Raw genomic sequence first — 21,564 nt, 5'->3', positions numbered from 1 at the left:
TTTCGATTAATGTATTTATTTTAAAACAGCATCTGTCAATCGTTTATCTGATTTATATTTTGCTTTGTTTGGTTGACCTTCGGCTCTAAGTATATCTAATGTATTTAAGTTTGCTACAACAGAAAAGAGCGTACCAAAATTATATTCTTTTAAATTTAAACAAACATGTCCCTTGGTTTCTGACATAATTGATTGTGCAGTGGAAAGATTCATTTTATTGACGTTTTCTTTAAGACGTATATCTAATGTTTCAAAACGTTCTTTTGATTTGCTCCAATTCCAACTTTCAGATAGTGATGTACTTTCATGGTGATTTGTACAATGAATATAATTATTTGTAGGAAGGCGGACTTGATAGTCATTAGGGGTAACTTCAACAACAGCCATATTCCCTAATGGATCTGCTAATAAGTAGTTATTAGATACCGAACTTGGAAATCTTTTTAACACTTTTATGCCTTCTTCCACAGTACAACAATTTTCTAAAATATATTTAACAGCAAAATAAAAATTCAATCCTGGCATAATTCCCTCATGAGGAACTGATGTAATTCCTACAAATAAACCATGTTGATTTATACCATCAACTTTTCCAATAAAACAATCTGAATGACCTACATACTTATTTCTCCCTTCAAAACAAACAAGTGAGGACTCTGTAAAATTTTTTAGATTAAAGAGCATATCATAATTTCGACCAATAATAATTTCTCTCCCGTTAAAAGCTGAGAAAATACTACATTGACCGGCCAATTCAAATACCCCAATACTTAAAAGAAAAGAACTTACTTCTTCATAAGAAGTATGACAGCCTTCTGCAAATCCTTTTATCTCTTTAACAACATTAGGATCAAATTCTGTAAGAATATGTTTGCATGACTCTCCAAATTTTAATTTTTCTTCGGATACTTTCGGAAACCGAAATCCATTTTTATAAAGAATTTCTGCATAATGCTTTCCGGCCCCATAAGCATCTCCCTTTAATCTCGGATGATACATTTTAATTCCCTCCAATATATTAGTATATAAAAAGAATAAACCCTCCAGTTGGTGGAGAGTTTACCCTGTTTTTTATATAAAACTATAAGCTAACTTTATTTCTTAATTACTGGTATACAAATTTTAGTAACAAAATCTGATGGATGTCTGTTTAAATCTGGTTTTATATCTCTACTATTAAAATTGACAGGTACAAGACCTTCTTCATAAATTTCAATCTCTTTCGCTATCTGAGTTAGATTTTGTTCGAAGATCCAACTATTCAATTTTTTATAGCCTTCATCCAACTCCGAATAGGGGCCTTTAACAGTAATACATGCATATATCCCGCTGGATAAAGTCCTAAAGCCCTCTATTTTGTTCATATGTTCTACTGGAAGAAGCAGCTCTATATCAGCCTCTTTTTGACTAAATTCTCTTTCATGAAAGATAGCCATTAATTTCCCTGTATTTACGAGATTAAAAGCGTAAACTCGATTAAATAAATTTTTAACCAATTCATCAATAAATTGGACCTTTATTTTCTCACGAATCGTATACACTAGGGTCTCCTCTCGGTTTTCAATAAAGCAATCGGATAAAAAAGGCCCTGGGATTATAGAAATTTCTTTCTCTATTTGCATGTTTAATCGTTTCAATTCTTCTATTTGTTCGGAGATTTGTTCTTTTTTTCCCTCAAGTTCATCAATTTTATATGCTAATATACTTTTTAGTTGTACTTGTTCAGTGCTGTTAATAAATTCCTTAACTGTAGTTAAAGAAAATTGACAACTCTTTAAAAGCATAATTTTTTTCATGATTTGAATTTTGTCATAGTCATAATACCGATAGTTTGTTACAGGATCTATGTAAGAAGGTTTTAGTAATCCAATGTCACTATAATAACGTATTGTTTTAACTGGAATATCACATATTTTTGAAAATTCACCTATAGAATACACTGCATTCTCCCTTTACAATTAAAAATTTTTTATTTTAAATCAGTAAATATTTAGTTTGTGATAAATCGAAGTCTTCGTCAGAGAGGGAATAAGCATAGAAGAAATCTATTCCCTCTCCTTTATAACCCCTTTTACTCCTTTAACTTCATCAAAAACTTCATCTTGCTACCATCATTACCGCATGCATCGGGATGAAACTTCTTGAATACCATGCGATAAATCCATGAAGAATCTTCTTTTCATCATTGTTGTAGTTCCTGTTTAAAGTTATTTGGTAATTACTATCATCATTTTAAAATGTTCTTCGAAACGTCTCCAACTTTATCATTGTTAGCTACTTCTTGTATATTCTTCACTAGCCTTTTTAGTTGCAATAACTTTCTTTAAGTTTAAGTACTCCTCATTGCCTAACGTACCAAATACATCAGAATTCGACTGTAAGTACGGCTCTCATATAGTTTTTCAAACTCATTCATAACATTTCTATGAGTAATTTGAATAGCCATGTGTTCTTAGTGTACCTTGTATTCTTCTGTTTGTTCATATTTTGCCCTGATTACCTCCTCCATGGGATTTAATTTATCGGAAATCATTTTATATAGTTAGAGATGGCGACGCAAACCTTATCCTTATTTAGTGAGAGTTTAAAGGCAATTGGAGCTAAAAATGGGGTTAGCTCTTCGCTAACCCCATTCAAACCGCCTTATAACAACCTATACAAAGCCTGTATTATTTTACCCAGCCTAAAATCATTTCTCTTAATAATTTACTTGCCGTATTGGCTGTCATTTCTGATGTGTCATAGATTGGTGCTACTTCAACTAAATCAAAGCCTACTACATTGACGCCACTTGCAGCAATTGCATGAATAGAAGCTAATAACTCTTTCGACGTAATGCCTCCACAATCTACAGTACCAGTACCAGGTGCATGCGCTGGATCTAGCACGTCGATATCAATTGTTACGTAGACATTGCGCCCTGCTAATGTTGGTAACACTTCTTTTAACGGTTCTAACACTTCAAATTTTGATATATGCATACCGTTTTCTTTCGCCCATTCAAATTCTTCCTTCATACCTGAACGAATGCCAAATGAATAGACATTTTTAGGCCCAATATGCTCGGCAATTTTACGAATCGGTGTTGAATGGGAAAGTGGCTCCCCTTCATATTCCACACGTAAATCTGTATGTGCATCGAAATGAATAATGGCTAAGTCATCGTACTTTGCAGCAACTGCCTTCATTACAGGCCAAGACACTAAATGCTCGCCGCCCATGCCGACAGGAATTTTATCATCTTCTAATAATTTCACAATGAATTTCTCAATTTCATCTAAAGAACGTTGAGCATTGCCGAATGGTAATGGAATATCCCCAGCATCAAAATACTTTACCTCTTCTAATTCGCGATCTAAATATGGGCTATACTCTTCTAGGCCAATCGACACTTCACGAATACGTTGTGGACCAAAACGTGACCCTGGACGGTAACTTACTGTCCAGTCCATCGGCATGCCATAAATAACTGCCTGTGCATCCTCATATGTAGGATGACTTTTTATAAAAACATTTCCTGAATAAGCTTCATCAAATCTCATATCTAGCCTCCATTAATCTCTGAACTTCCTATGAAATTCAGTTGTTATAGTTATTACGACGAAGGACTTACAGGTTTGTAATGAAACCTCACTCAGCAAATCCTCGTATACATTATTGGAACGTCTAGCAAAATTCATTTAAAATCTACAAAGTGCAATGCTGTTGTCGAAAGCTAGCGTTTCATATCAGTACAAAAAAAGTATAGATGTTTTTGAATAAAGTGCAATAGTTTTTGCTTACAATTCCGATTAAAGAATAATATTCAGACACATACTAAACGCAAGTTGTTAGAAATCGAGGTGAAGTCGGATGAAAAGAAAAAGCTATCAACGTAAGCAAAAGCGTATAAAGCGTACACGCAAAACGCTTACACTTTTTGTCGCCTTTGCATCTGCAATAGTAGTAGCATTTATTGCCCTACGCGTCTATGTTCAAGTGGCTGGTGCACCGCCATTAACTGTACCGAAAGCCTCTATTTTCTTAGATGAAAACGAGAACCAAATAGGAGACCATTTTACAAATGAACGTCGCTATTGGGTAAGTCTTGATGAGATGTCACCCTATTTAGTAAAGGCAGCCGTCGCTGTAGAGGATAAAGATTTCTACAAACATAGCGGTTTTGACTTTTCTCGTATTGCCGGTGCGTTATTAGTTGATATTAAAGCTGGTAGTAAGGTGCAAGGTGCAAGTACAATCACCCAACAATATGCTCGAAACTTATATTTATCCCATGAAAAATCATGGACTCGAAAAGCAAACGAGGCATTGTATGCTTATAGATTAGAAGTTTTTTATAACAAAGACGAAATATTAGAAGGTTATTTAAACACAGTTTACTACGGACATGGTATGTATGGCGTAGAAGCTGCAAGTCGCTATTATTATGGAAAATCAGCAAAAGATTTGACGTTAGCGGAGGCATCCATGCTGGCAGGTGTACCGAAAGGACCAAGTATTTACTCACCCATTGCCAATCTTGAAAAGGCAACAAATCGCCAGCACGTCATTTTAAAACTGATGGCAGATCAAGGCGCAATAACACAAGAAGAGAAAACGCGTGCACAAGAAGAGCAACTTGTTTTGAAGAACGATATGTGGGTTGCCTCTAAATCCGTGGCACCTTATTTCTTGGATGTAGCATGGCAAGAAGCTAGTGAAATTTTAAAAGCAAAAAATCTTGATATTAGCGAAGGCGGTTGGACAATTCAAACAACGCTTAACCTAGGTCATCAAAAAGCAGCAGAAGAAGCTGTAGCTAAAAATATGCCTGCTAATGATTTGCAAACAGGGTTTGTCAGTATGCAATCGAAAACAGGAGCTGTTACAGCGCTTGTTGGAGGGAAAGATTATGCCGCAAGCTCATTTAACCGTGTGACACAAGCTAAACGTCAACCAGGGTCAACGATTAAGCCCGTTTTATATGCAGCAGCGTTAGAAAATGGCTATACGCCTTTAACGTATTTAGATGTCGGACAAACTACGTTCACTATTGATAACGGACGCAGCACTTACTCTCCTAAAAACGTCAACGGTGAATTCGCAGACCATGACATGTCAATGGCTCAGGCAATTGCAATTTCCGATAATATCTATGCAGTTAAAACGTTAGAGGATATTGGATTTAAAGCATTTCATAATATAGCAGACCGTTTTGGTGTAAATATAGGCTCAAAAGACAATCTATCACTTGCTCTTGGAACGATGGAAACAACACTGTACGATATGACAAATGCTTATAATATTTTAGCGTCACAAGGACAAAAAACTGTGCCGACAACGATTATCTCCATTAAAAATGCCAATGGAGAAGTTATTTACGATAATAAAAACGTTGAAAAACAAAATGAAACGGTGCTGTCAAAAGAAAATACCTATATACTAACAGAAATGATGACTGGTATTTTCGATCCTGTATTTAGTGACTACTCACCTGCTACAGGGATTAGTATTCGTTCACGTATGACACATACGTATGCCGCAAAATCTGGTTCTACCAATAGTGATCAGTGGCTTATCGGCTTTACACCAAATTTAACAGCGGGTGTTTGGAACGGCTACGACCAAGGTAAAAACCTTACTTCGAAAGAAGATTCGGCTGCAACAAAGCAAATTTGGATCGACTTTATGGAAATTGTGAATAAAGGGACTAAAAACGAAGACTTCACAAAACCAAAAGGCGTTAAAGGAGTAGTAATTGATATTGAAACAGGAAAGCTTGCAACAGATGCCTGCCCTAAACAACGTCTTGTATATTTAGAAACGAAAGATGTACCTAGTGAAAAATGTACAAACTTTGATATTCTGGATAGCAATACGTGGGGAGAATTTTGGAATATGCTACCGTTTTTCAACAATAAACAATAATGCGCAACCTTTAACGGGGCATCATCGTTTTATTTAATGAAAGCTCTCGACAAAGGCTATAGACATAAAGCGAAAAAGAAAAGCTTTCTCTTCCCCGGAGACGTGTCCGTGGGAACAGAAAGCTTTTCTTATTTTTGGTCCTGGAAAGGATGAGAATCATGGGGCATTTGGCTTGGGTTTGGGTTGTTCAAATGCCGCATAGCACTCATCACATTCTGGGACCAAGTGTCCTAGCTTACTAAAATGTAAGCTCTGAATCAAGTGTACTTTTTTTCATATCTACTTTCAACCTTATATCGAAAGCGATTGCAAAATGTCACAGATTGTTCAATCATTGTAGGTCTATTATACAAATAAGTCTTGACGTAATTGCTCCTCACTGCGCATCCACAGCTCTGGATTCAGCTCCTCTAGGAAAGAAGCTAATACTTTTTTAGACGCTTCATCCATATGGTCTACAATAATTTGTCGTTTCATCGACTTATCCATTTTATTAACGTGATCCGCCAAAATTTTATATCCACGGCGTTTTTCACGATTTACCACCATTTCACAAGCTGTTACACCAGCATAGTAAGGTCCATCTGCTTTATGGTCAATCGTTACCCAAACCAACCAGTAAGGCTTCCCACCTTCTGAATCAGCACGATCGGTCGTAAATTTAATGCCCCGTTCTACATCGCTACGTGCATGCATCGCCCCAATTTCAACTGAAGCTTTCCCTTCTTCTATATCAATAATGACTGGTGACACGTTTTCAAGTGAAAGCGAACCAATACCAAATCCTTTATGGCCGTCTGTCGGGTCATTTTTTATAATGGTAAAGCCCATTTTTTGTTTTGGTTTCTCTTCATTTGCCATACTTTAATTCCCTCCATTCTGCTATTATAAAGTAAAGCATATTCTTGCACTTTTGTGCATAAGTAAGAAGTTTATAATTTCTTATAAACTAACTATACAACATAATTCTAAAAGGAGGCACTATTATGCCATATGTAACAGTAAAAATGATTGAAGGCCGTACCGAGGAACAAAAACGCGCACTAGTAAAAGAAGTAACAGAAGCCGTTTCACGTACAGTAAACGCACCTGTTGAAAACGTAACAGTTTTCATTGAAGAAATGTCCAAAAACCATTATGGTGTGGCAGGCGTCCGCTTCAGCGATAAATAACTATAATTCGGGTAGAGCAACAGTCCGCTCTACCCATTTTTTTAGCCAAAGCATTCACGTTGCTATCCGCTATTCTTTCTTATAAGGAGGTGACCTTACAATATGAACAAGCTGAAAATATCAGTACTTATTTGTTTATTGATAATCGGTCTACTACTTATTTTTATTAATCCGATTCAAAATGCAGTTATTGCCCACTTAAGTCAACAATTAAATACAACCGATTACAGTGCCAAAGATATCGAAAAGAACAATCAAGCGACAGCAGATTTTGCATTTGAAGATGTTCAATCCCTGTCCATAGCTGAAGTTTTAAAAGCACAGACACAGTTGGATAACTTACCGGTCATCGGCAGTATTGCCGTACCGACTGTAGAGCTGTCTCTTCCTATAATTAAAGGCGTCGGGAATGCCTCCCTTGCTGTTGGCGCAGGTACGATGAAGGCAGACCAAACGTTTGGGCAAGGAAATTACGCCTTAGCAGGTCATTATTTTGAAAATAAAGATATATTATTTAGTCCATTGTATAATGCAAATATTGGTGATGCGATTTACGTAACGGATTTAACAACTATTTATGAATACAAATTAACAACTAAAAAAGTGATTGCAGCAACAGATGTCTATGTCATTGATGATATCCCAAATCAAACTATTTTAACGCTTATTACATGTGCAGATAATGGCACAAAACGCCTGGCTATCCATGCAGATTTTGTGGAGCAATATCCTTTAAACGATGCACCTGCCAAGCTATCAGAAGCTTTTTAGTATAGGAAACCCCCCAAGACTGAATGGTCATGGGGGGTTATTTTATACATTATTTCATTTCTGCCTTACGACGACGTAAGAAGAACAATGCGCCTAAAACAAGCGCTACACCCGTTAGAGTAAGAGCTGTTTGATTGGCTCCATCTGTTTGAGGCAACTTACCTTGTGCCTGTAATTGCGTTTCTAAACGTTTTGCATCTGCTTTGATTTTATCTACATCAAGTGATTTTGCAATTTCTTCCTGCTCTTCTTTTGATAATTGGTTATAGTTATCAATGAAATCTTTATACGCATCTAGCGTATCTTTATTTGCAGTAGAAGTATTAATTGACGGCAAGTTTTTCCCTTGATCAATAACATCTTGTACAGATGGTTTAGACGTATCTGTTTTTCCAGGAGCCGTTGGATCTTTTGAATCTGTTGAAGGATTCCCTGGATTACTTGGCTCTTCTGTATTTGTTGATGGATTTTCAGGATTCACCGGTTGTTCTGGTTCTGGTGTTGGCTTGTTCGGATCAACCGGTTTACCTGGTTCTGGTGTTGGCTTGTTTGGATCCACCGGTTTACCTGGTTCTGGTGTTGGCTTGTTTGGATCCACTGGTTTACCTGGTTCTGGTGTTGGCTTGTTCGGATCAACCGGTTTACCTGGTTCTGGTGTTGGTTTATTTGGTTCCACCGGTTTACCTGGTTCTGGTGGTGTTGAACCACCGCCACCGCCTCCACCGTTATCACCTGGTAATGACGGTTTTACAAGTGCAGAACATGTATCTTTTACAACGAATGAGCCAATTAAACGACTTCCTTCGTATACATTATACGTTCCTTGTTGAATTGCTTTATCTGGTAAAACAATTGTTCCAGCAACAGTCGTTGTTAACTTGTCGTTACCATTCGCATCTTTAATCGTATTTCCTTTCACATCTTTCACAGTGACTGTCGCATTTGCAAGCGGCGTACCAAATGCAGTTTGTACAGTCAATGTAAACGAAGGACATGTAGGTGCTGCTACAATTTCCGCATGACAATTAACGGAATATTGAACTGTAATTTGACCAATAAATAGGTCGCCTTGATACACGCTATAGTCCCCAGAAGGAATATCTTGAGATGGCATCGTCACTTGACCTAATGCATCTGTTGTTTTGTTTGAAGCAATTGTTGCGCCATTTTTATCTTTAATCATAATATTACTTACATTCGGGCGAACATTACCGTTTTCATCTTTCACCGTTAATGTAAAGATTGGACAAGACGGTGCTGGTTGCACTGTTGCTGCACAGTCAACATTCGATTGGAAGCTACCATTTTCTTTGCCATTGACTTCAACTTTATAAATACCTGGTTGCAGATTTGTTAATTCCAGCACACCATTCGTTGTTGTTTTTGTCGCAACAATTTTATCATCTGCATCTTTCACTGTTACAGAAGTACCGTCCGCAACTAAGTTGCCATCAACATCCTTAACAGTTAGTTTAAACGTTTCACATTTTGGTGCTTGTGTAATCGCAGTTTCACAATTCCCTTTATATGAGATATCAACTGTACTTAAAAATTGATTGCCCTCATATAAATAGTATTCTCCTGCTTTAACACCATTTACATCTTGAATTGACGGCACTGTAAACTTACCATCTTTATCAGTTGTTACAGTTACAATTTCGCTACCCGTTGAATCTTTCAACGTGACAGTTACTCCTGCACGAGGTACATCAACTCCAGCTTTTTTCTCATTTAATGTAATTGTAAATGCTGGACAAGCTGGTATTGGCGCAATTTCATCTTTACAGCCATCTGTATATTTCACAGTTACATTTCCAATTTTTGTATCATTCGCATCATAAACATCGTATTGTCCTGCTAATACAGTGTTCGGCACTTTTACAACACCATTAGTAGTTGCACTCGTGTATTTCACTGTACCGTTTGCATCTTTAAATGTTACATTTTGGTCTGCTATAGCAGAACCATCTAAATCTTTAATTGTTAATTCAAATTCTTTACACGCATTTGCTGGTGGTGCAATATCTTCAACGTTAACAATTGTATAAGGTTTTTTTGTAACCTCGAAGTTGTTGCTATCATTAAACCTTACTTCAACTGTTGAAACTGCTTTATAGCCTGCAGGTGTTGTTTCTTCTAGTTTATAAATACCGTAGCGTAAATTTTCGAATGAAAGTTCACCATCAACTGTCGACCCTTCTGCTAAGACAATGGATTTGTCACGGTTATATAACTTGAATTCTACGCCATCAAGTGTTGTTGTTGCACCTGTATTCGGATTTACACCTTGTTTCTTAATTTTAAACGTACCCTTTTTAGCTGACGCATTTGTATCAGATGTACTGTACTTAAATAACTTGTTATCTCCACCTGTAGCGGATGTACCTGCGGAAGTAGCACCTGCATAGTTAATGGATGCATTATTCGATACATTTTCACCCGTGTTTGGGTCACCCATAAAGTACGTTTTGTATTTAATAATATAGCCCTTACCATCGACATTTCCTAAATCTAATGTAAAGGTACCATCTGGCTGTACTTGAATATCGCTAGGACTAATCACAGTTGCTGTACCAACGTTTTGTGATTTTCCTGTGGCATTTAACTTAATTTCTTGCTTTGTAAATGTGTTTGTTAATAGCTTTTGGTTAGCTGAAGGCGTATCCGTTAACGTAATATTACCTAGCTTTGAGTTGGATTCGTTAATCGTGACTGTCCATTCAATCGTATCTGATGTTGGTTGAGGACTAGCTGTCTTAGTAATTAACTTGTTCGCTTTATCTGTAATCGTTGCGATTGCATCATACGAATATTTACCATTATCTGGAGTATCTAAAACGGCACTATTCGTATATTTTCGAGCATCCGTACTTCCATTTCCATAAACATCATCTGAATCTTTTGATTTGTACTCTATCAAGTACGCTTCATTATTTTCTGCAGCCGTTAACCCTGTAAATGTAAGTTCATAACTTGTCACATTGCCTTGGGCATCTTGTGTAACAGATTTCACATCCCATTTAGTAGGATCTAATGGCGCATCTTTTGTTCCTCTTTCATCATTCACACCTAATTTTAAAAGATTTACAGTAATAGCATCTTTTAAACTTTGACCATCTGGAACAATAATATGGTGTCCTGTACCTAATGTATCTATTAGTTTTGCACCTTCGATGTTTTGCTTATTAATGTTAATACCAATTTTCCAAGAAAATTCTTGTTTACTATTATCGACAATTGCATTGTCTTTATAACCATTTTTACCTGTAGGCGATGTTGCGGATGGTTTATAGCTAGCATTTTTTTGTGCTTTATTATTTGTACTTGTTTGACCATCCCACGTAGCATCTGCTACATTGTCATAGCTTTGTGCCACGCCACCGTTTGATTCAATATCGAACTTTGTTTTGTATTCAATTGTTACAGTTCCTGAAGGGATCGATGGGAATGTCATTGTAAATGCTTCGTCTCCGATTTCTCCTCCATTATTAATTGTTGGTGCACTACTATTTGTAACATGGAATACTTTACTCGAACCATCCCACGATGTTAACTTATGCTTCAACGTTTTACCGCTCGCATTTTTCGTAGAAATAGTATCTGCAATGACAAAGTTTGTTAATGGTTTTTCAGCATTAATTGTTAGTTTCCAAGTAATTGTTTTGTTGACATAGTCAATTGCGCCACGTTCTTTGCTAAAGATATTTGATACAATGCTTACAGTATCTGATGACGAACTATCATCATCTAAGCGCTTTACAGTATTTGTGATACTCCCTGCATTTGCATCTGTGACAAATTCTTGATCAAACTCTGTATTATACTTAATCAAATAAGCTGCACGCGGATTAGCAGCAACATCTTTAGAAAAATCAATAGTGAATCCTTGCGCAGTATCATCACTTAATGCATAATCTGTATCTTTCGTTAACAGTGTTTCTGACGCTGCTGTTTGACCATCATCATTTAACGTTACACGATACACTTGGAAATTAGCATCATATTGTATATCGTGCTTTGCCCCATTATTGTTTGCTGGAATGGTATCAGTTAATGATTGGGAAGATTTTTTGCTAAGATCTTCTCCTAACCAGTTATACTTAATCTCCCAAGATGCTTCGTATTTATTATTCGACGTGATAGTTTTTAGTAAGGCAGGTCCATACGGGATATTTACTTGTCCTGGACTTGTCTTAGGAACGCCATTATTTGTCAATTCCGCAGTGTTCGTATACGTCATATTGGAGCTTGTTGGATCTGCTGTAACTTTCGTTTTATACGTTAGTTTGTAGGCAAAACCTCCCGCATCCAAATTGACAGGGAATGCTGTTGAACCACTGTCATAACTTACTGGCGCTCCTGGATTACTTTTGTTAATACCGTTTAAGCCGATTGGATATTTCTCAACTACTAAACTACCTGCTATAAATGCATGATTTGCATCTGGCGTATCGTCTACTGTAGCACCTGAAACAATTGGTTTACCTTCTGTGTTGACCCAGACTGTCCAATCAATTTCAGCGCCATCCGCTTCACGTGTAATTGCACCGGAAGATTTAGTGATCGGCTCACCACTACCAGTAGGCTGAAATATGAACGGTAACGTAATATCTGCTTTGCCTAACACAGGCATTACTAATTCTTGATCAAGTTTAGACTCGTCTTGGAAATTACCAAACTTGGCCATAAAATCAAATTCAATCTCTCCATCAACACCGTCTTCGATGTCACTCTCTAATGTTACGAGTATTTTACCAGCAGAATAGCTATACGAATATGTAGCGTATTCCGTAGTTTTCGAACCTGAAAACGAGTTACCTACTTGCTCAATCATATATTGTGGTAAATCAAACGTAAATGTAGAACCTACACCATAACCCTGCGTAGGTTTCACTTCAAATACATAGTTTAGATAAACTGTGTCACCTTTTTTTGGTGCAGCGTCGGCTGGAATTTGTGATGAGTTCTCGATTACCTCGCCTGTTGGACCAGTTAGTCGAATACCCGCAGATAATCCACTTACATCACCTTGCATATCACCAGCAGTTAACGCTAATGGTGCTATGTTCATAGGTGCTATTTCCGGTGTCGTTGCGTCAGTCGCCTCTTCACTTGGCTTTGCTTCACCTTCAGCTCCGTCAACTTTGTCAGATTCATCCGGTGGTGTCACGGTTGAATTATCCGTGCCCCCCGTATTAGCATCTGTCCCATCAACTTCCCCTGTATCACCAGGTGTTGGCACTGTTGCATCCGGATTACCTGTGTCACCAGGTGTTGGCACTGTTGCATCTGGATTGCCTGCGTCACCAGGTGTCGGCACTGCTGCATCTGGATTGCCTGTGTCCGGCGAATTAGAATTAGTTTCACCATTTCCAGCTTCAACTGCTGGAGGTACAGAAGAACCTGTATCTTCTGCAAATACGGAAATCGGTGACAGTACCGTTTGGAACACTAGCAACAATGTAATGATTGCTAAATTTAATTTTTTCATGTTTCTCTCCCTTTTTAAGTTCAGAGAGATCCCTTAAAGTGTTTGCGGACGACATGTAAGTTTTCACACTATGCGAAAACTTTGCTACAAACATTCGGTTTGCCCCTCTTCCCCTCTAATAACGTGTCGTCTCATTGATACATAAGAACCTTTCATCACTGGGTACACATACCGTTTTTGTATCGAAAACTGGTGTGTGGCGCCTCTGCTGTATAGAATGGCCTCACCCCCTTTTGGTTTTCATTCATTATAAGAAATGATTCTAAACAAATTCTAAACATTGCCATTTTTTTCATTAACAATTCCTATATTAATGACATCTTCACTAATCGAATATGTATTTGTGCACAAGAAAAAGCACTAAACCGTCACTATTTTTTAGTGAGTTTAGTGCTTTTGTATTACTTATATAAAATAAGGCGTTTATATATAACCAAATTAGATAGATTTACACTTGATTTTTAATGTATTTGTAATAACTTTATAATTTGCTGTTTCACTGATGCTTGTGTACTAGAATCCTCTAATATATCAAGTGGAAAATATACTTTATGATCTCGTTTCATGCGTCCTGAAATGGAATCAACGATAATAGATTCGCGTGATAATTCACGTAATTCTCCGTTTTTCATTTCTAAAAAGATAGGGACTCGTACTTCTTCCTCACCTGGTCGATAAAAATCGTAAGGGAGATCTGCCGTTGTATCATGGACAAGGTAGTAGTCTGGATTGATGTCTGCTTGTTTAAATAACGCTTGTAACTTTTGATATTTTTCCAGTTCTACTCCTGGATCTAAATCAATGTATTGGAATAGCTTACGATTCACAAAACGGCGACTTAAATCACTTAATATCGCATCATCCTCTTGCATCCATAATTGAAAATATGTAAACAGAATACTTTCATCTAGGGCAAGGTAATCTTCCAACGTAATCGTATTTTGGAAAAATGCCAAAAAATGTGTAGGCTCATGCTTAAACTTATAGCCTGCATTACTTAATTGCTTCGCTCGCTTTAAAATATTATTCAAAATTACTTCTGCACTTCGCGATACAGGATGGAAATAGATTTGTAAGTACATTTGATAGCGACTCATAATATAATCTTCTACAGCATGCATGCCGGTTGCTTTAATTACTACTTGATTTTTACGTGGACGCATTACGCGTAATATACGTTCCATATCAAAATGACCATAGCTTACACCTGTAAAATAGGCGTCACGTTGTAAGTAATCCATACGATCCGCATCAATTTGGCTTGATATTAAGCTAATGACTTGTTTGTTCGGATACGTTTTTTCAATTACTTGTGATACTTTTTCAGGAAAGTCGGGTGCAACTTTTTTTAGCACCGCATGTACTTCCGTATCCCCAAGCAAAATTTGTCTTGTGTAAAATTCATGATCTAACTCAAACACATTTTCAAATGCATGTGAAAATGGACCATGTCCTAAATCATGTAATAGGGCTGCACAAAGCACTAGCAGTCGCTCGTCTTCATCCCAATCAGGGCGACCTACAAAAACATCATCGATAATGCGACGCACAATTTCATAAACACCAAGTGAATGACTAAAGCGACTATGCTCTGCTCCGTGGAATACTAAAAACGTAGTGCCTAGTTGGCGAATTCTACGCAAACGTTGAAATTCTTTTGTTCCTACTAAATCCCAAATAACTTGATCTCGTACATGTACATAACGATGTACAGGATCTTTAAATACTTTTTCTTCTTGTAATTTTGCCTTTGCATAATGTGTCATTTGTACAGCACCTCCATTTCATCTTTCTTCTATTATATGCAAACATTATAGAACTAGCATAGAGATTACACTGTAATTATAGAGACTATCAACCTAATTAAACGTAATTTCCACTTCATACAGGTTATTATCGTCCTAAAACAAACAAAAACTACCTTCAGCCGTGTGAAGATAGTCTTTTATTACTTATTTTTTAATTTAGCTAAAACTTTTTCCATTAGTTCTTCTTCCGTTAATGCAGCAACAGGGCGACTATTTACAAATGTAAATGTTTTTTTACGACCTGGGCCACAATAAGAGTGACAGCCAATTTCGATGGTTGCATCAGGATCGATTTCCTTTAATTTTGGAATTAACGTTTTTAAGTTAACGGCCTGACATTCATCGCAAACTTTAAATTCGTTTGCCATTTTGTCAACAACCCTTTCTATATAGTATTTTTCAATAAAATTATCTAATGTCCGCATAACCTTCACATATTTAAGTATGTAGCATACGCACAAACCTACAATCGGTATTGTATCGTATTATTCCCCTTGTATTCAAGCATAATTCCTTTCACATAGATGAATAAAAGGTTAAAAGATTGGTCATGCTAGACATAAATAAAGAAATTCCAAATAAAGGTGGGAGGATTTTATAATGAGTAAAGTAAGACAAGATGCTTGGTTAGAAGAAAATGATGAATTGCTAGCAGAGGCAGTAATTCGTCACGTAACGGAAGGTAGTACACAATTAAATGCTTTTGAAGAAGCTGGTGATGCGTTAAATCGTACGGCGGCTGCATGTGGTTTCCGTTGGAATGCAGTTGTTCGTAAAGCTTATGAGGAGCAACTAGCTGAGGCGAAAAAAGAAAGAAAAGAGAGAATGCGAGTGTTGGGTGCACCAGCAAGACGTCGTTCCACAAACATGTTTACAATAAATAATAGTGATACAGATAGCAAGTCAATTCCTTTATCTGCCCTATCTCTTGATATTGTCATAGCATATTTACTACGTTTACAACATTCTGGTGAAATAGGTAATGAGTCTTCAAAATGGAGACAACTTGTGCACGTAACATCCGAGAAAAATAAAAAGCTAGAGAAAACAATTGCTCAGCTTGAAGAAGAAAACCGTGCAATTCGTAAAGATTATGAGCAGTTTGTACAAATTATGAACCGCGCTAGACGCCTTGTAACGCTAGATGAAGAGGAAGAACGTATTGCTCCGGTTTTTAAAATGGAGAAAAACGGAAATCTAGTTATTAGTGGTCCAACCTATCAAAAAGAAAATGGCGATGTGCTTAGTTAGCACCATCGCCTTTTTTTGCTAGAAAATATGATTACATTTACTTCAACGCAAGCATTTTGGCATTTCGCTCTAATACCCGTTGTAAATAAAATGCATATAATGGTAATTCTTCATCATGAAATGGCTCTAACCGAACTTCTTCAGCCATTGTATGCAGCATTTGCTGTAAACGAATGACTACGTCTTTGACTGTTAAAGAGGCATCCACTAATTCACTTAACGAAGCCATTACATCTGGTAGTATTTGAGGATACGTAAATTTCGTTACCTCTCCTTGTAAACTTTCAGCGTAAAAATCACGAATTAGTGCCGCACGCTCCGCTCCGCTTCCTTCAATACATAAATAAATTTGCACTGCTACACCTTGTCGTAATCGTCTTTGGGAAATACCTGCAAATTTCTTGCCTTCAATACTTAAATCATAGGAACCTGGGCAATAGGAGCCGACAATTTCATAGGCTTCGATTTTATCAGCAGCTTCAGGAAATAGTGCTTTAATCAACGCAACCATGACATCATAGCCATCATTAATGCCAATGGCTGTTGTTTGTTCAGATAAAACAACTGATATATTTAGTATCCCTTCATCCAGCACAACGGCAAGACCACCTGAATTGCGAACAATGGGATGATAACCTCGCTTCTCAAGCAACTTCATGCCTTGCTGTACATAAGGTAACCGATGATCTTGAATGCCAAGTACAACTGACGCATTATGTACCCACGTACGGATAGTCGGTGGGGAGACTAGCTGTCCTACCAATTGACATAATGTATCATCTGTTGCAAATGATTCAAGGGGGCTGCTATTTATTAAGCTGATAGATTGATCATAAAAACGCCAAATGGGCTGTTGTAAATTACTGTTCATGTATTTTAAAGCTCCTCTATTTCCATCATCTTTTCTCTTTAGCATACATTATCCATAGATGGTGTCAAATTCGTGAAAATCAATCATGAATTTAGGGATTTTGTACAAACTATGATAAACTAAATTAAGAATGATTTTCACTTATAAAGGAGTGCTTTGCATAATGAATGAAGCAGCAATTACATTAGACGGTTGGTACGCTTTACATGATTTCCGCTCAATCGACTGGGCTTCTTGGAAACTTGTATCCGCAGAAGAACGTCAAGCAGCAGTTGAAGAATTTATTGCTTATTTAGAAAAGTTAAATGAAGCAGATGTTGCTAAAACAGGTGCTCATGCTTTCTACGCGATTGTTGGTCAAAAGGCCGACTTTATGATTATGACACTACGCGAAACAATGGATGAATTACAAGAGCTGGAAGCGGAATTTAATAAATTAGCTATTGCTGATTTTACTATTCCTACATATTCTTATGTATCTGTTGTTGAGCTTTCAAACTACTTAGCTGGTGAGTCAAACGAAGACCCATACCAAAATCCACATGTCCGTGCACGACTATACCCTGAACTACCTCGTTCTAAGTATGTTTGCTTCTATCCAATGGACAAACGTCGTCAAGGGAATGATAACTGGTATATGCTATCAATGGACGAGCGTAAGTCATTAATGCGTTCTCACGGTATGATTGGTCGCGGCTATGCTGGTAAAGTAAAACAAATTATCACTGGTTCTGTAGGTTTTGACGACCACGAATGGGGCGTTACACTATTTGCAGATGACGTATTACAGTTCAAAAAACTAGTTTATGAAATGCGTTTTGACGAAGTTTCTGCTCGTTACGGTGAGTTCGGTGAATTTTTCGTCGGCAACCTACTTGATAACGAAAAATTGGTTAATCTCCTATCAGTTAAATAAAAAAACGCGAGTCCATATCGAATGGGCTCGCATTTTTTATACTTCATTTTCCTCACTGTATTCAGATTCTACTATTAAAATAATGGTATGAATAAAAAATCCAATAAGAATCATGAAAAATACTAAATACCAATCATATGGCTGATCATAATACTCAGCAATTCCAACAGCCATAAATGCACTTGCGATAATGGCTACAAACATACCGAAAATACGCATTGTACTACTCCTTTTTATAAAAACAATAATCAGTTTCACTTTAGTATGTCACAATGCATTTTCAATATACTTGCAAATCATAAGTTTTTTCACATTTTTTCGCAAAAAGATAATAAAAATTTTATCGCATTATTCAAGTGGGAAGAACAAATACATCTTCTTGTTAATTGTACTGAGGCTGGGACAAAACTAAAAAAATTTAAGGAGCAGAGGAAAGGGATTCATAAATTTTTGGTATATGGAGACTTAGCACACTTAGCTATTCTTGCTTTTGCAATAAATAAAAAATTAGAAGTGTTTACTAGTTGTTGGTAGCGGAGGCGGTGACTCCTGCGGGACAGCACAGAACGTAAGACGCGGGCATTCCGCGCGATAGCGAGGGTTGCGGCTTACTGTGCTGAGCGGAAAGCACCACCGAAGCGGACAACAACGGCGCAGCAAAAAAGTGTTAGATTGACTGCCATCAATTTAACACTTTTTCTCTTTTGTACCAGCCTCTTATGAATGGGACATTACGTAAAGCTTTAAGAGCTTTCATCCTTCACTTTTAAAATAATAATAATCGTATTTATGAAAAAACCTACCAAGATTATTACTATAAAAAGATACCAATGGAGGGGTTGACCATAGATATTCCCAAGCAAAAATGCGAGCACTGCACTTACTAAAATTGCAACCCAAACACCTTTCTCCATCTCTCGTCACCTCACATGTATTCATACACATGCAATTTTCTCTTATAATCCCCTAATGTAATGTTTATTTTATCTTTACCCCATTGAATATAGTAACTATCGTAAAACCACCTTTTATTGACGGACTCCCCCGTTATTACTAATATATGCTTCATCATTTTGATTTGTGAATTTCTTTCTTATCAAAATTGAACATGTCTACAATACCTTCATGCATATACTGTTTGCGAGGAGGTTTGAAAATCGCTGTAATAAAGACGAATGATGCACAAACAGCTTTGCTTGCAAGGCTTATGCGTGCGGAAGCTGAAGGCGAAGGTGAATTAGGCATGCTGATGGTCGGCAATGTTGGCGTCAATCGTGTACGAGCAGATTGTCTAGATTTTGGTGATATTCGAACACTGGAACAAATGGTTTATCAACGACCAGGGGGGTTTGAAGCAACAACAAAAAGTTATTTTTATCAACGGGCACGTGAACAAGATCTTCGATTAGCAAAAAGGGTTATTGAAGGTGAAAGATTTCATCCGGCTACCCGCTCTCTGTGGTTTTTCCGACCTGCGGGTGACTGCCCTGCACAATGGTATGGACAGTGGAATACAGGACGTTTCAAATCGCATTGCTTCTTCTCTCCAACGGAAGAAGATTGCCCTCAAATTTAAATGAAAGAAGGTTGATACTTATGATGCCTTACTATTGGACACCGACAACACAGCAACAAATGACGCCTCCTCCAGTGACGCTTCCAAGCGGACGGCCACCTGGACGTGAGGAATCGTATATTGAAAACATCTTACGTTTGAATCGAGGAAAACCTGGTACTTTCCACTTTTCCTTCGAACATGCTGTTGAGCAAGGGAAAAATACCAAGACTGTACGAGGTGTTGTAGAAGCTGCGGGTCGGGATCACGTTATTTTACGAGAAATCAAATCGAATCATCGTTTTTTATTCCCAATGATTTACTTTGATTTTGCTGAATACGATGAGGAAATGTCTTATTTCAATCAAAATCCATAACTGAAATGAGGTTAGAAAAAAAGAAAAAGTGTTAGATTGACGCAATCAATCTAACACTTTTTTGCCGCGCAGTTGTTATCCGATGCTACAACTACCAGCAACTATTCATTTTCTTCTGATGTTTTTTGTAAATATTGTAAAGTCGCTTTTCCTAATGTTTTTGCTGCAATGAGCATTGCACGTTCATCAAAATCAAAGCGGGCATGATGATGTGGATAGGCTGTTTGCCATTCTGGCTTTTTGGCACCTGTAAAGAAAAACGCACCAGGCACTTGTTCAAGATAATAGGCAAAATCCTCCCCAATCATAAACGGCGGACATGTAATGACATTTTCCACCCCTGGAATTTCTGCCGCAAGCTGGGCAACAAATTGGGTTTCATTTGCATGATTATAGACAGGAGGATATCCTCTTGTATAACGATATTCATAGCTTGCTCCGAAAGCAAGACAAGTAGCTTTTAAGACTGCTTCAAGCTCTTGTTCCATTTGTGTACGCACCTGCTCCTCAAATGTCCGTACTGTACCAGTTAATGCCACTCGTTCTGCAATAACATTAAATGGATTAATGGCTTCAAAATGCCCAATTGTCAAAACTGCTGATTTTAATGGATCTATTCGTCGAGCGACTAATTGCTGGGCATTGATAACAAATTGAGAGGCTAGTACAACCGCATCAATGGAATGGTGTGGTTCTGCTCCATGACCACCTTTTCCTTGAATAAGAATTTCTGCTTTATCGGCGGCTGCCATTATAGCTCCCTCTCTTACTAAAATATCCCCAAGTGGTGTTGGTGCCCATAAATGTGTCCCAAAGATCACATCTACCCCATCTAGGCAACCATCTTCAATCATCGGCTTTGCCCCGCCTGGTGCAACTTCCTCCGCATGTTGATGAATAAACACAACATTACCTACTAGGTCATCCTTCATTGCATGAAGTGCTTTAGCCAACCCAAGTAAAGTGGCTGTATGTCCATCATGTCCACATGCATGCATTTTACCGTCGATTAATGATTTATAAGGCACATCATTTTCTTCTTGAATAGCTAATGCATCAAAATCAGCACGTAACGCTACTGTTTGTCCTGTCTTTGCACCGCGTAACGTTGCCACAACGCCTCGTCCACCTACTTGTTCCCGTACTTCATGCCCTAACGCTCTATGAAAAGCTGCTATGTATGCAGGTGTTTCCACTTCTTCAAAAGATATTTCCGGATACTGATGTAGATGACGACGAATTGCTACCATCTCCTCATAGCCATCATCCAATAACGTAAATAATTTTTCCATATACCATTAACCTCGCTTTCTACTGTCGTTCCTTTATTAGTAATACTAGTGTACCCTACAAATCCTTACAAAAACAATAGGAATTAATATAATGAAAATGCTGTTTCTATTGTGGAAAGACGTTCTATTGATAAAAAAATAGTATGCCAGTTT

At 37.5% G+C, this 21,564-nt stretch carries 17 protein-coding genes; 7 read left to right on the top strand and 10 right to left on the bottom strand.

All coding sequences use genetic code 11. From position 1 onward, the window contains the following. Nucleotides 1-15 precede the first annotated feature (15 nt). From T479_RS02440 to speB, 3 genes are all read right to left on the bottom strand, one after another. The gene (locus T479_RS02440; RefSeq protein WP_025218565.1) at nt 16-999 is read right to left on the bottom strand and encodes a choloylglycine hydrolase family protein; all 984 of its coding nucleotides are present in this window, start codon (nt 997-999) and stop codon (nt 16-18) included. A 95-nt stretch (nt 1,000-1,094) separates the two neighbouring features. Further along, entirely contained in the window at nt 1,095-1,940 is an 846-nt protein-coding gene (locus T479_RS02435; RefSeq protein WP_038509381.1) for a MerR family transcriptional regulator, read from the bottom strand. 729 nt (nt 1,941-2,669) lie between these two features. Then, nucleotides 2,670-3,542, bottom strand: a complete 873-nt coding sequence (gene speB, locus T479_RS02430) for an agmatinase (protein WP_025218564.1) — start codon at nt 3,540-3,542, stop codon at nt 2,670-2,672. Nucleotides 3,543-3,852: 310 nt separating this feature from the next. On the opposite strand from speB, the gene T479_RS02425 reads away from it, so the two are divergent. Further along, nucleotides 3,853-5,907, top strand: a complete 2,055-nt coding sequence (locus tag T479_RS02425) for a transglycosylase domain-containing protein (RefSeq protein ID WP_025218563.1) — start codon at nt 3,853-3,855, stop codon at nt 5,905-5,907. A 345-nt stretch (nt 5,908-6,252) separates the two neighbouring features. On the opposite strand, the gene T479_RS02420 is transcribed toward T479_RS02425, so the two are convergent. Then, complete coding sequence (locus tag T479_RS02420; RefSeq protein WP_024362849.1) at nt 6,253-6,768, bottom strand: YwhD family protein; 516 nt, start codon at nt 6,766-6,768, stop codon at nt 6,253-6,255. Nucleotides 6,769-6,893: 125 nt separating this feature from the next. Between T479_RS02420 and T479_RS02415 the strand changes: the two genes are divergently transcribed. Both T479_RS02415 and T479_RS02410 read left to right on the top strand, forming a co-directional pair. Further along, entirely contained in the window at nt 6,894-7,079 is a 186-nt protein-coding gene (locus T479_RS02415) for a 2-hydroxymuconate tautomerase (protein WP_024362848.1), read from the top strand. Nucleotides 7,080-7,181: 102 nt separating this feature from the next. Next, nucleotides 7,182-7,850: a class A sortase gene (locus T479_RS02410; RefSeq protein ID WP_025218562.1), complete on the top strand. Its 669-nt coding sequence runs from the start codon at nt 7,182-7,184 to the stop codon at nt 7,848-7,850. A 49-nt stretch (nt 7,851-7,899) separates the two neighbouring features. On the opposite strand, the gene T479_RS02405 is transcribed toward T479_RS02410, so the two are convergent. From T479_RS02405 to T479_RS02395, 3 genes are all read right to left on the bottom strand, one after another. After that, nucleotides 7,900-13,341, bottom strand: a complete 5,442-nt coding sequence (locus tag T479_RS02405) for a collagen binding domain-containing protein (RefSeq protein WP_025218561.1) — start codon at nt 13,339-13,341, stop codon at nt 7,900-7,902. A 461-nt stretch (nt 13,342-13,802) separates the two neighbouring features. Beyond that, nucleotides 13,803-15,107, bottom strand: coding sequence for an HD domain-containing protein (locus T479_RS02400; protein WP_025218560.1), 1,305 nt, complete (start codon nt 15,105-15,107; stop codon nt 13,803-13,805). 182 nt (nt 15,108-15,289) lie between these two features. Continuing rightward, on the bottom strand, nt 15,290-15,517 hold the full coding sequence (locus tag T479_RS02395; RefSeq protein WP_024362844.1) for a YuzB family protein: 228 nt from the start codon (nt 15,515-15,517) through the stop codon (nt 15,290-15,292). Between the two features lie 232 nt (nt 15,518-15,749). Between T479_RS02395 and T479_RS02390 the strand changes: the two genes are divergently transcribed. Further along, nucleotides 15,750-16,400: an RsfA family transcriptional regulator gene (locus tag T479_RS02390; RefSeq protein ID WP_024362843.1), complete on the top strand. Its 651-nt coding sequence runs from the start codon at nt 15,750-15,752 to the stop codon at nt 16,398-16,400. Nucleotides 16,401-16,437: 37 nt separating this feature from the next. Here the strand turns inward: T479_RS02390 and T479_RS02385 are convergent, their stop codons facing one another. Beyond that, nucleotides 16,438-17,271, bottom strand: coding sequence for an octanoyl-[GcvH]:protein N-octanoyltransferase (locus T479_RS02385; RefSeq protein ID WP_024362842.1), 834 nt, complete (start codon nt 17,269-17,271; stop codon nt 16,438-16,440). A gap of 163 nt (nt 17,272-17,434) precedes the next feature. On the opposite strand from T479_RS02385, the gene hemQ reads away from it, so the two are divergent. Further along, on the top strand, nt 17,435-18,187 hold the full coding sequence (hemQ, locus tag T479_RS02380) for a hydrogen peroxide-dependent heme synthase (protein ID WP_025218559.1): 753 nt from the start codon (nt 17,435-17,437) through the stop codon (nt 18,185-18,187). A 36-nt stretch (nt 18,188-18,223) separates the two neighbouring features. On the opposite strand, the gene T479_RS02375 is transcribed toward hemQ, so the two are convergent. Beyond that, entirely contained in the window at nt 18,224-18,406 is a 183-nt protein-coding gene (locus T479_RS02375) for a hypothetical protein (protein WP_025218558.1), read from the bottom strand. Between the two features lie 988 nt (nt 18,407-19,394). Here T479_RS02375 and T479_RS02360 point away from each other — a divergent pair. Continuing rightward, complete coding sequence (locus tag T479_RS02360; RefSeq protein WP_370510652.1) at nt 19,395-19,763, top strand: cell wall hydrolase; 369 nt, start codon at nt 19,395-19,397, stop codon at nt 19,761-19,763. A 20-nt stretch (nt 19,764-19,783) separates the two neighbouring features. Continuing rightward, nucleotides 19,784-20,119, top strand: coding sequence for a spore coat protein GerQ (gerQ, locus tag T479_RS02355; RefSeq protein WP_024362836.1), 336 nt, complete (start codon nt 19,784-19,786; stop codon nt 20,117-20,119). 101 nt (nt 20,120-20,220) lie between these two features. Here gerQ and T479_RS02350 read toward each other — a convergent pair whose 3' ends face one another. Next, entirely contained in the window at nt 20,221-21,411 is a 1,191-nt protein-coding gene (locus tag T479_RS02350; RefSeq protein WP_025218556.1) for an amidohydrolase, read from the bottom strand. Nucleotides 21,412-21,564: the final 153 nt, after the last annotated feature.

It is taken from the genome of Lysinibacillus sphaericus (assembly GCF_000600105.1).
Classification (GTDB): domain Bacteria; phylum Bacillota; class Bacilli; order Bacillales_A; family Planococcaceae; genus Lysinibacillus; species Lysinibacillus sphaericus.
This window is presented reverse-complemented; position numbering and strand designations above follow the sequence as displayed.

What these genes read in the sequence shown, in the direction of transcription:
- T479_RS02440 (WP_025218565.1), bottom strand. Translation starts at nt 999, where the DNA reads ATGTATCATCCGAGATTAAAGGGAGATGCTTATGGGGCCGGAAAGCAT.
- speB (WP_025218564.1), bottom strand. Translation starts at nt 3,542, where the DNA reads ATGAGATTTGATGAAGCTTATTCAGGAAATGTTTTTATAAAAAGTCAT.
- T479_RS02425 (WP_025218563.1), top strand. Translation starts at nt 3,853, where the DNA reads ATGAAAAGAAAAAGCTATCAACGTAAGCAAAAGCGTATAAAGCGTACA.
- T479_RS02420 (WP_024362849.1), bottom strand. Translation starts at nt 6,768, where the DNA reads ATGGCAAATGAAGAGAAACCAAAACAAAAAATGGGCTTTACCATTATA.
- T479_RS02415 (WP_024362848.1), top strand. Translation starts at nt 6,894, where the DNA reads ATGCCATATGTAACAGTAAAAATGATTGAAGGCCGTACCGAGGAACAA.
- T479_RS02410 (WP_025218562.1), top strand. Translation starts at nt 7,182, where the DNA reads ATGAACAAGCTGAAAATATCAGTACTTATTTGTTTATTGATAATCGGT.
- T479_RS02405 (WP_025218561.1), bottom strand. Translation starts at nt 13,341, where the DNA reads ATGAAAAAATTAAATTTAGCAATCATTACATTGTTGCTAGTGTTCCAA.
- T479_RS02400 (WP_025218560.1), bottom strand. Translation starts at nt 15,107, where the DNA reads ATGACACATTATGCAAAGGCAAAATTACAAGAAGAAAAAGTATTTAAA.
- T479_RS02395 (WP_024362844.1), bottom strand. Translation starts at nt 15,517, where the DNA reads ATGGCAAACGAATTTAAAGTTTGCGATGAATGTCAGGCCGTTAACTTA.
- T479_RS02390 (WP_024362843.1), top strand. Translation starts at nt 15,750, where the DNA reads ATGAGTAAAGTAAGACAAGATGCTTGGTTAGAAGAAAATGATGAATTG.
- T479_RS02385 (WP_024362842.1), bottom strand. Translation starts at nt 17,271, where the DNA reads ATGAACAGTAATTTACAACAGCCCATTTGGCGTTTTTATGATCAATCT.
- hemQ (WP_025218559.1), top strand. Translation starts at nt 17,435, where the DNA reads ATGAATGAAGCAGCAATTACATTAGACGGTTGGTACGCTTTACATGAT.
- T479_RS02375 (WP_025218558.1), bottom strand. Translation starts at nt 18,406, where the DNA reads ATGCGTATTTTCGGTATGTTTGTAGCCATTATCGCAAGTGCATTTATG.
- T479_RS02360 (WP_370510652.1), top strand. Translation starts at nt 19,395, where the DNA reads ATGCGTGCGGAAGCTGAAGGCGAAGGTGAATTAGGCATGCTGATGGTC.
- gerQ (WP_024362836.1), top strand. Translation starts at nt 19,784, where the DNA reads ATGATGCCTTACTATTGGACACCGACAACACAGCAACAAATGACGCCT.
- T479_RS02350 (WP_025218556.1), bottom strand. Translation starts at nt 21,411, where the DNA reads ATGGAAAAATTATTTACGTTATTGGATGATGGCTATGAGGAGATGGTA.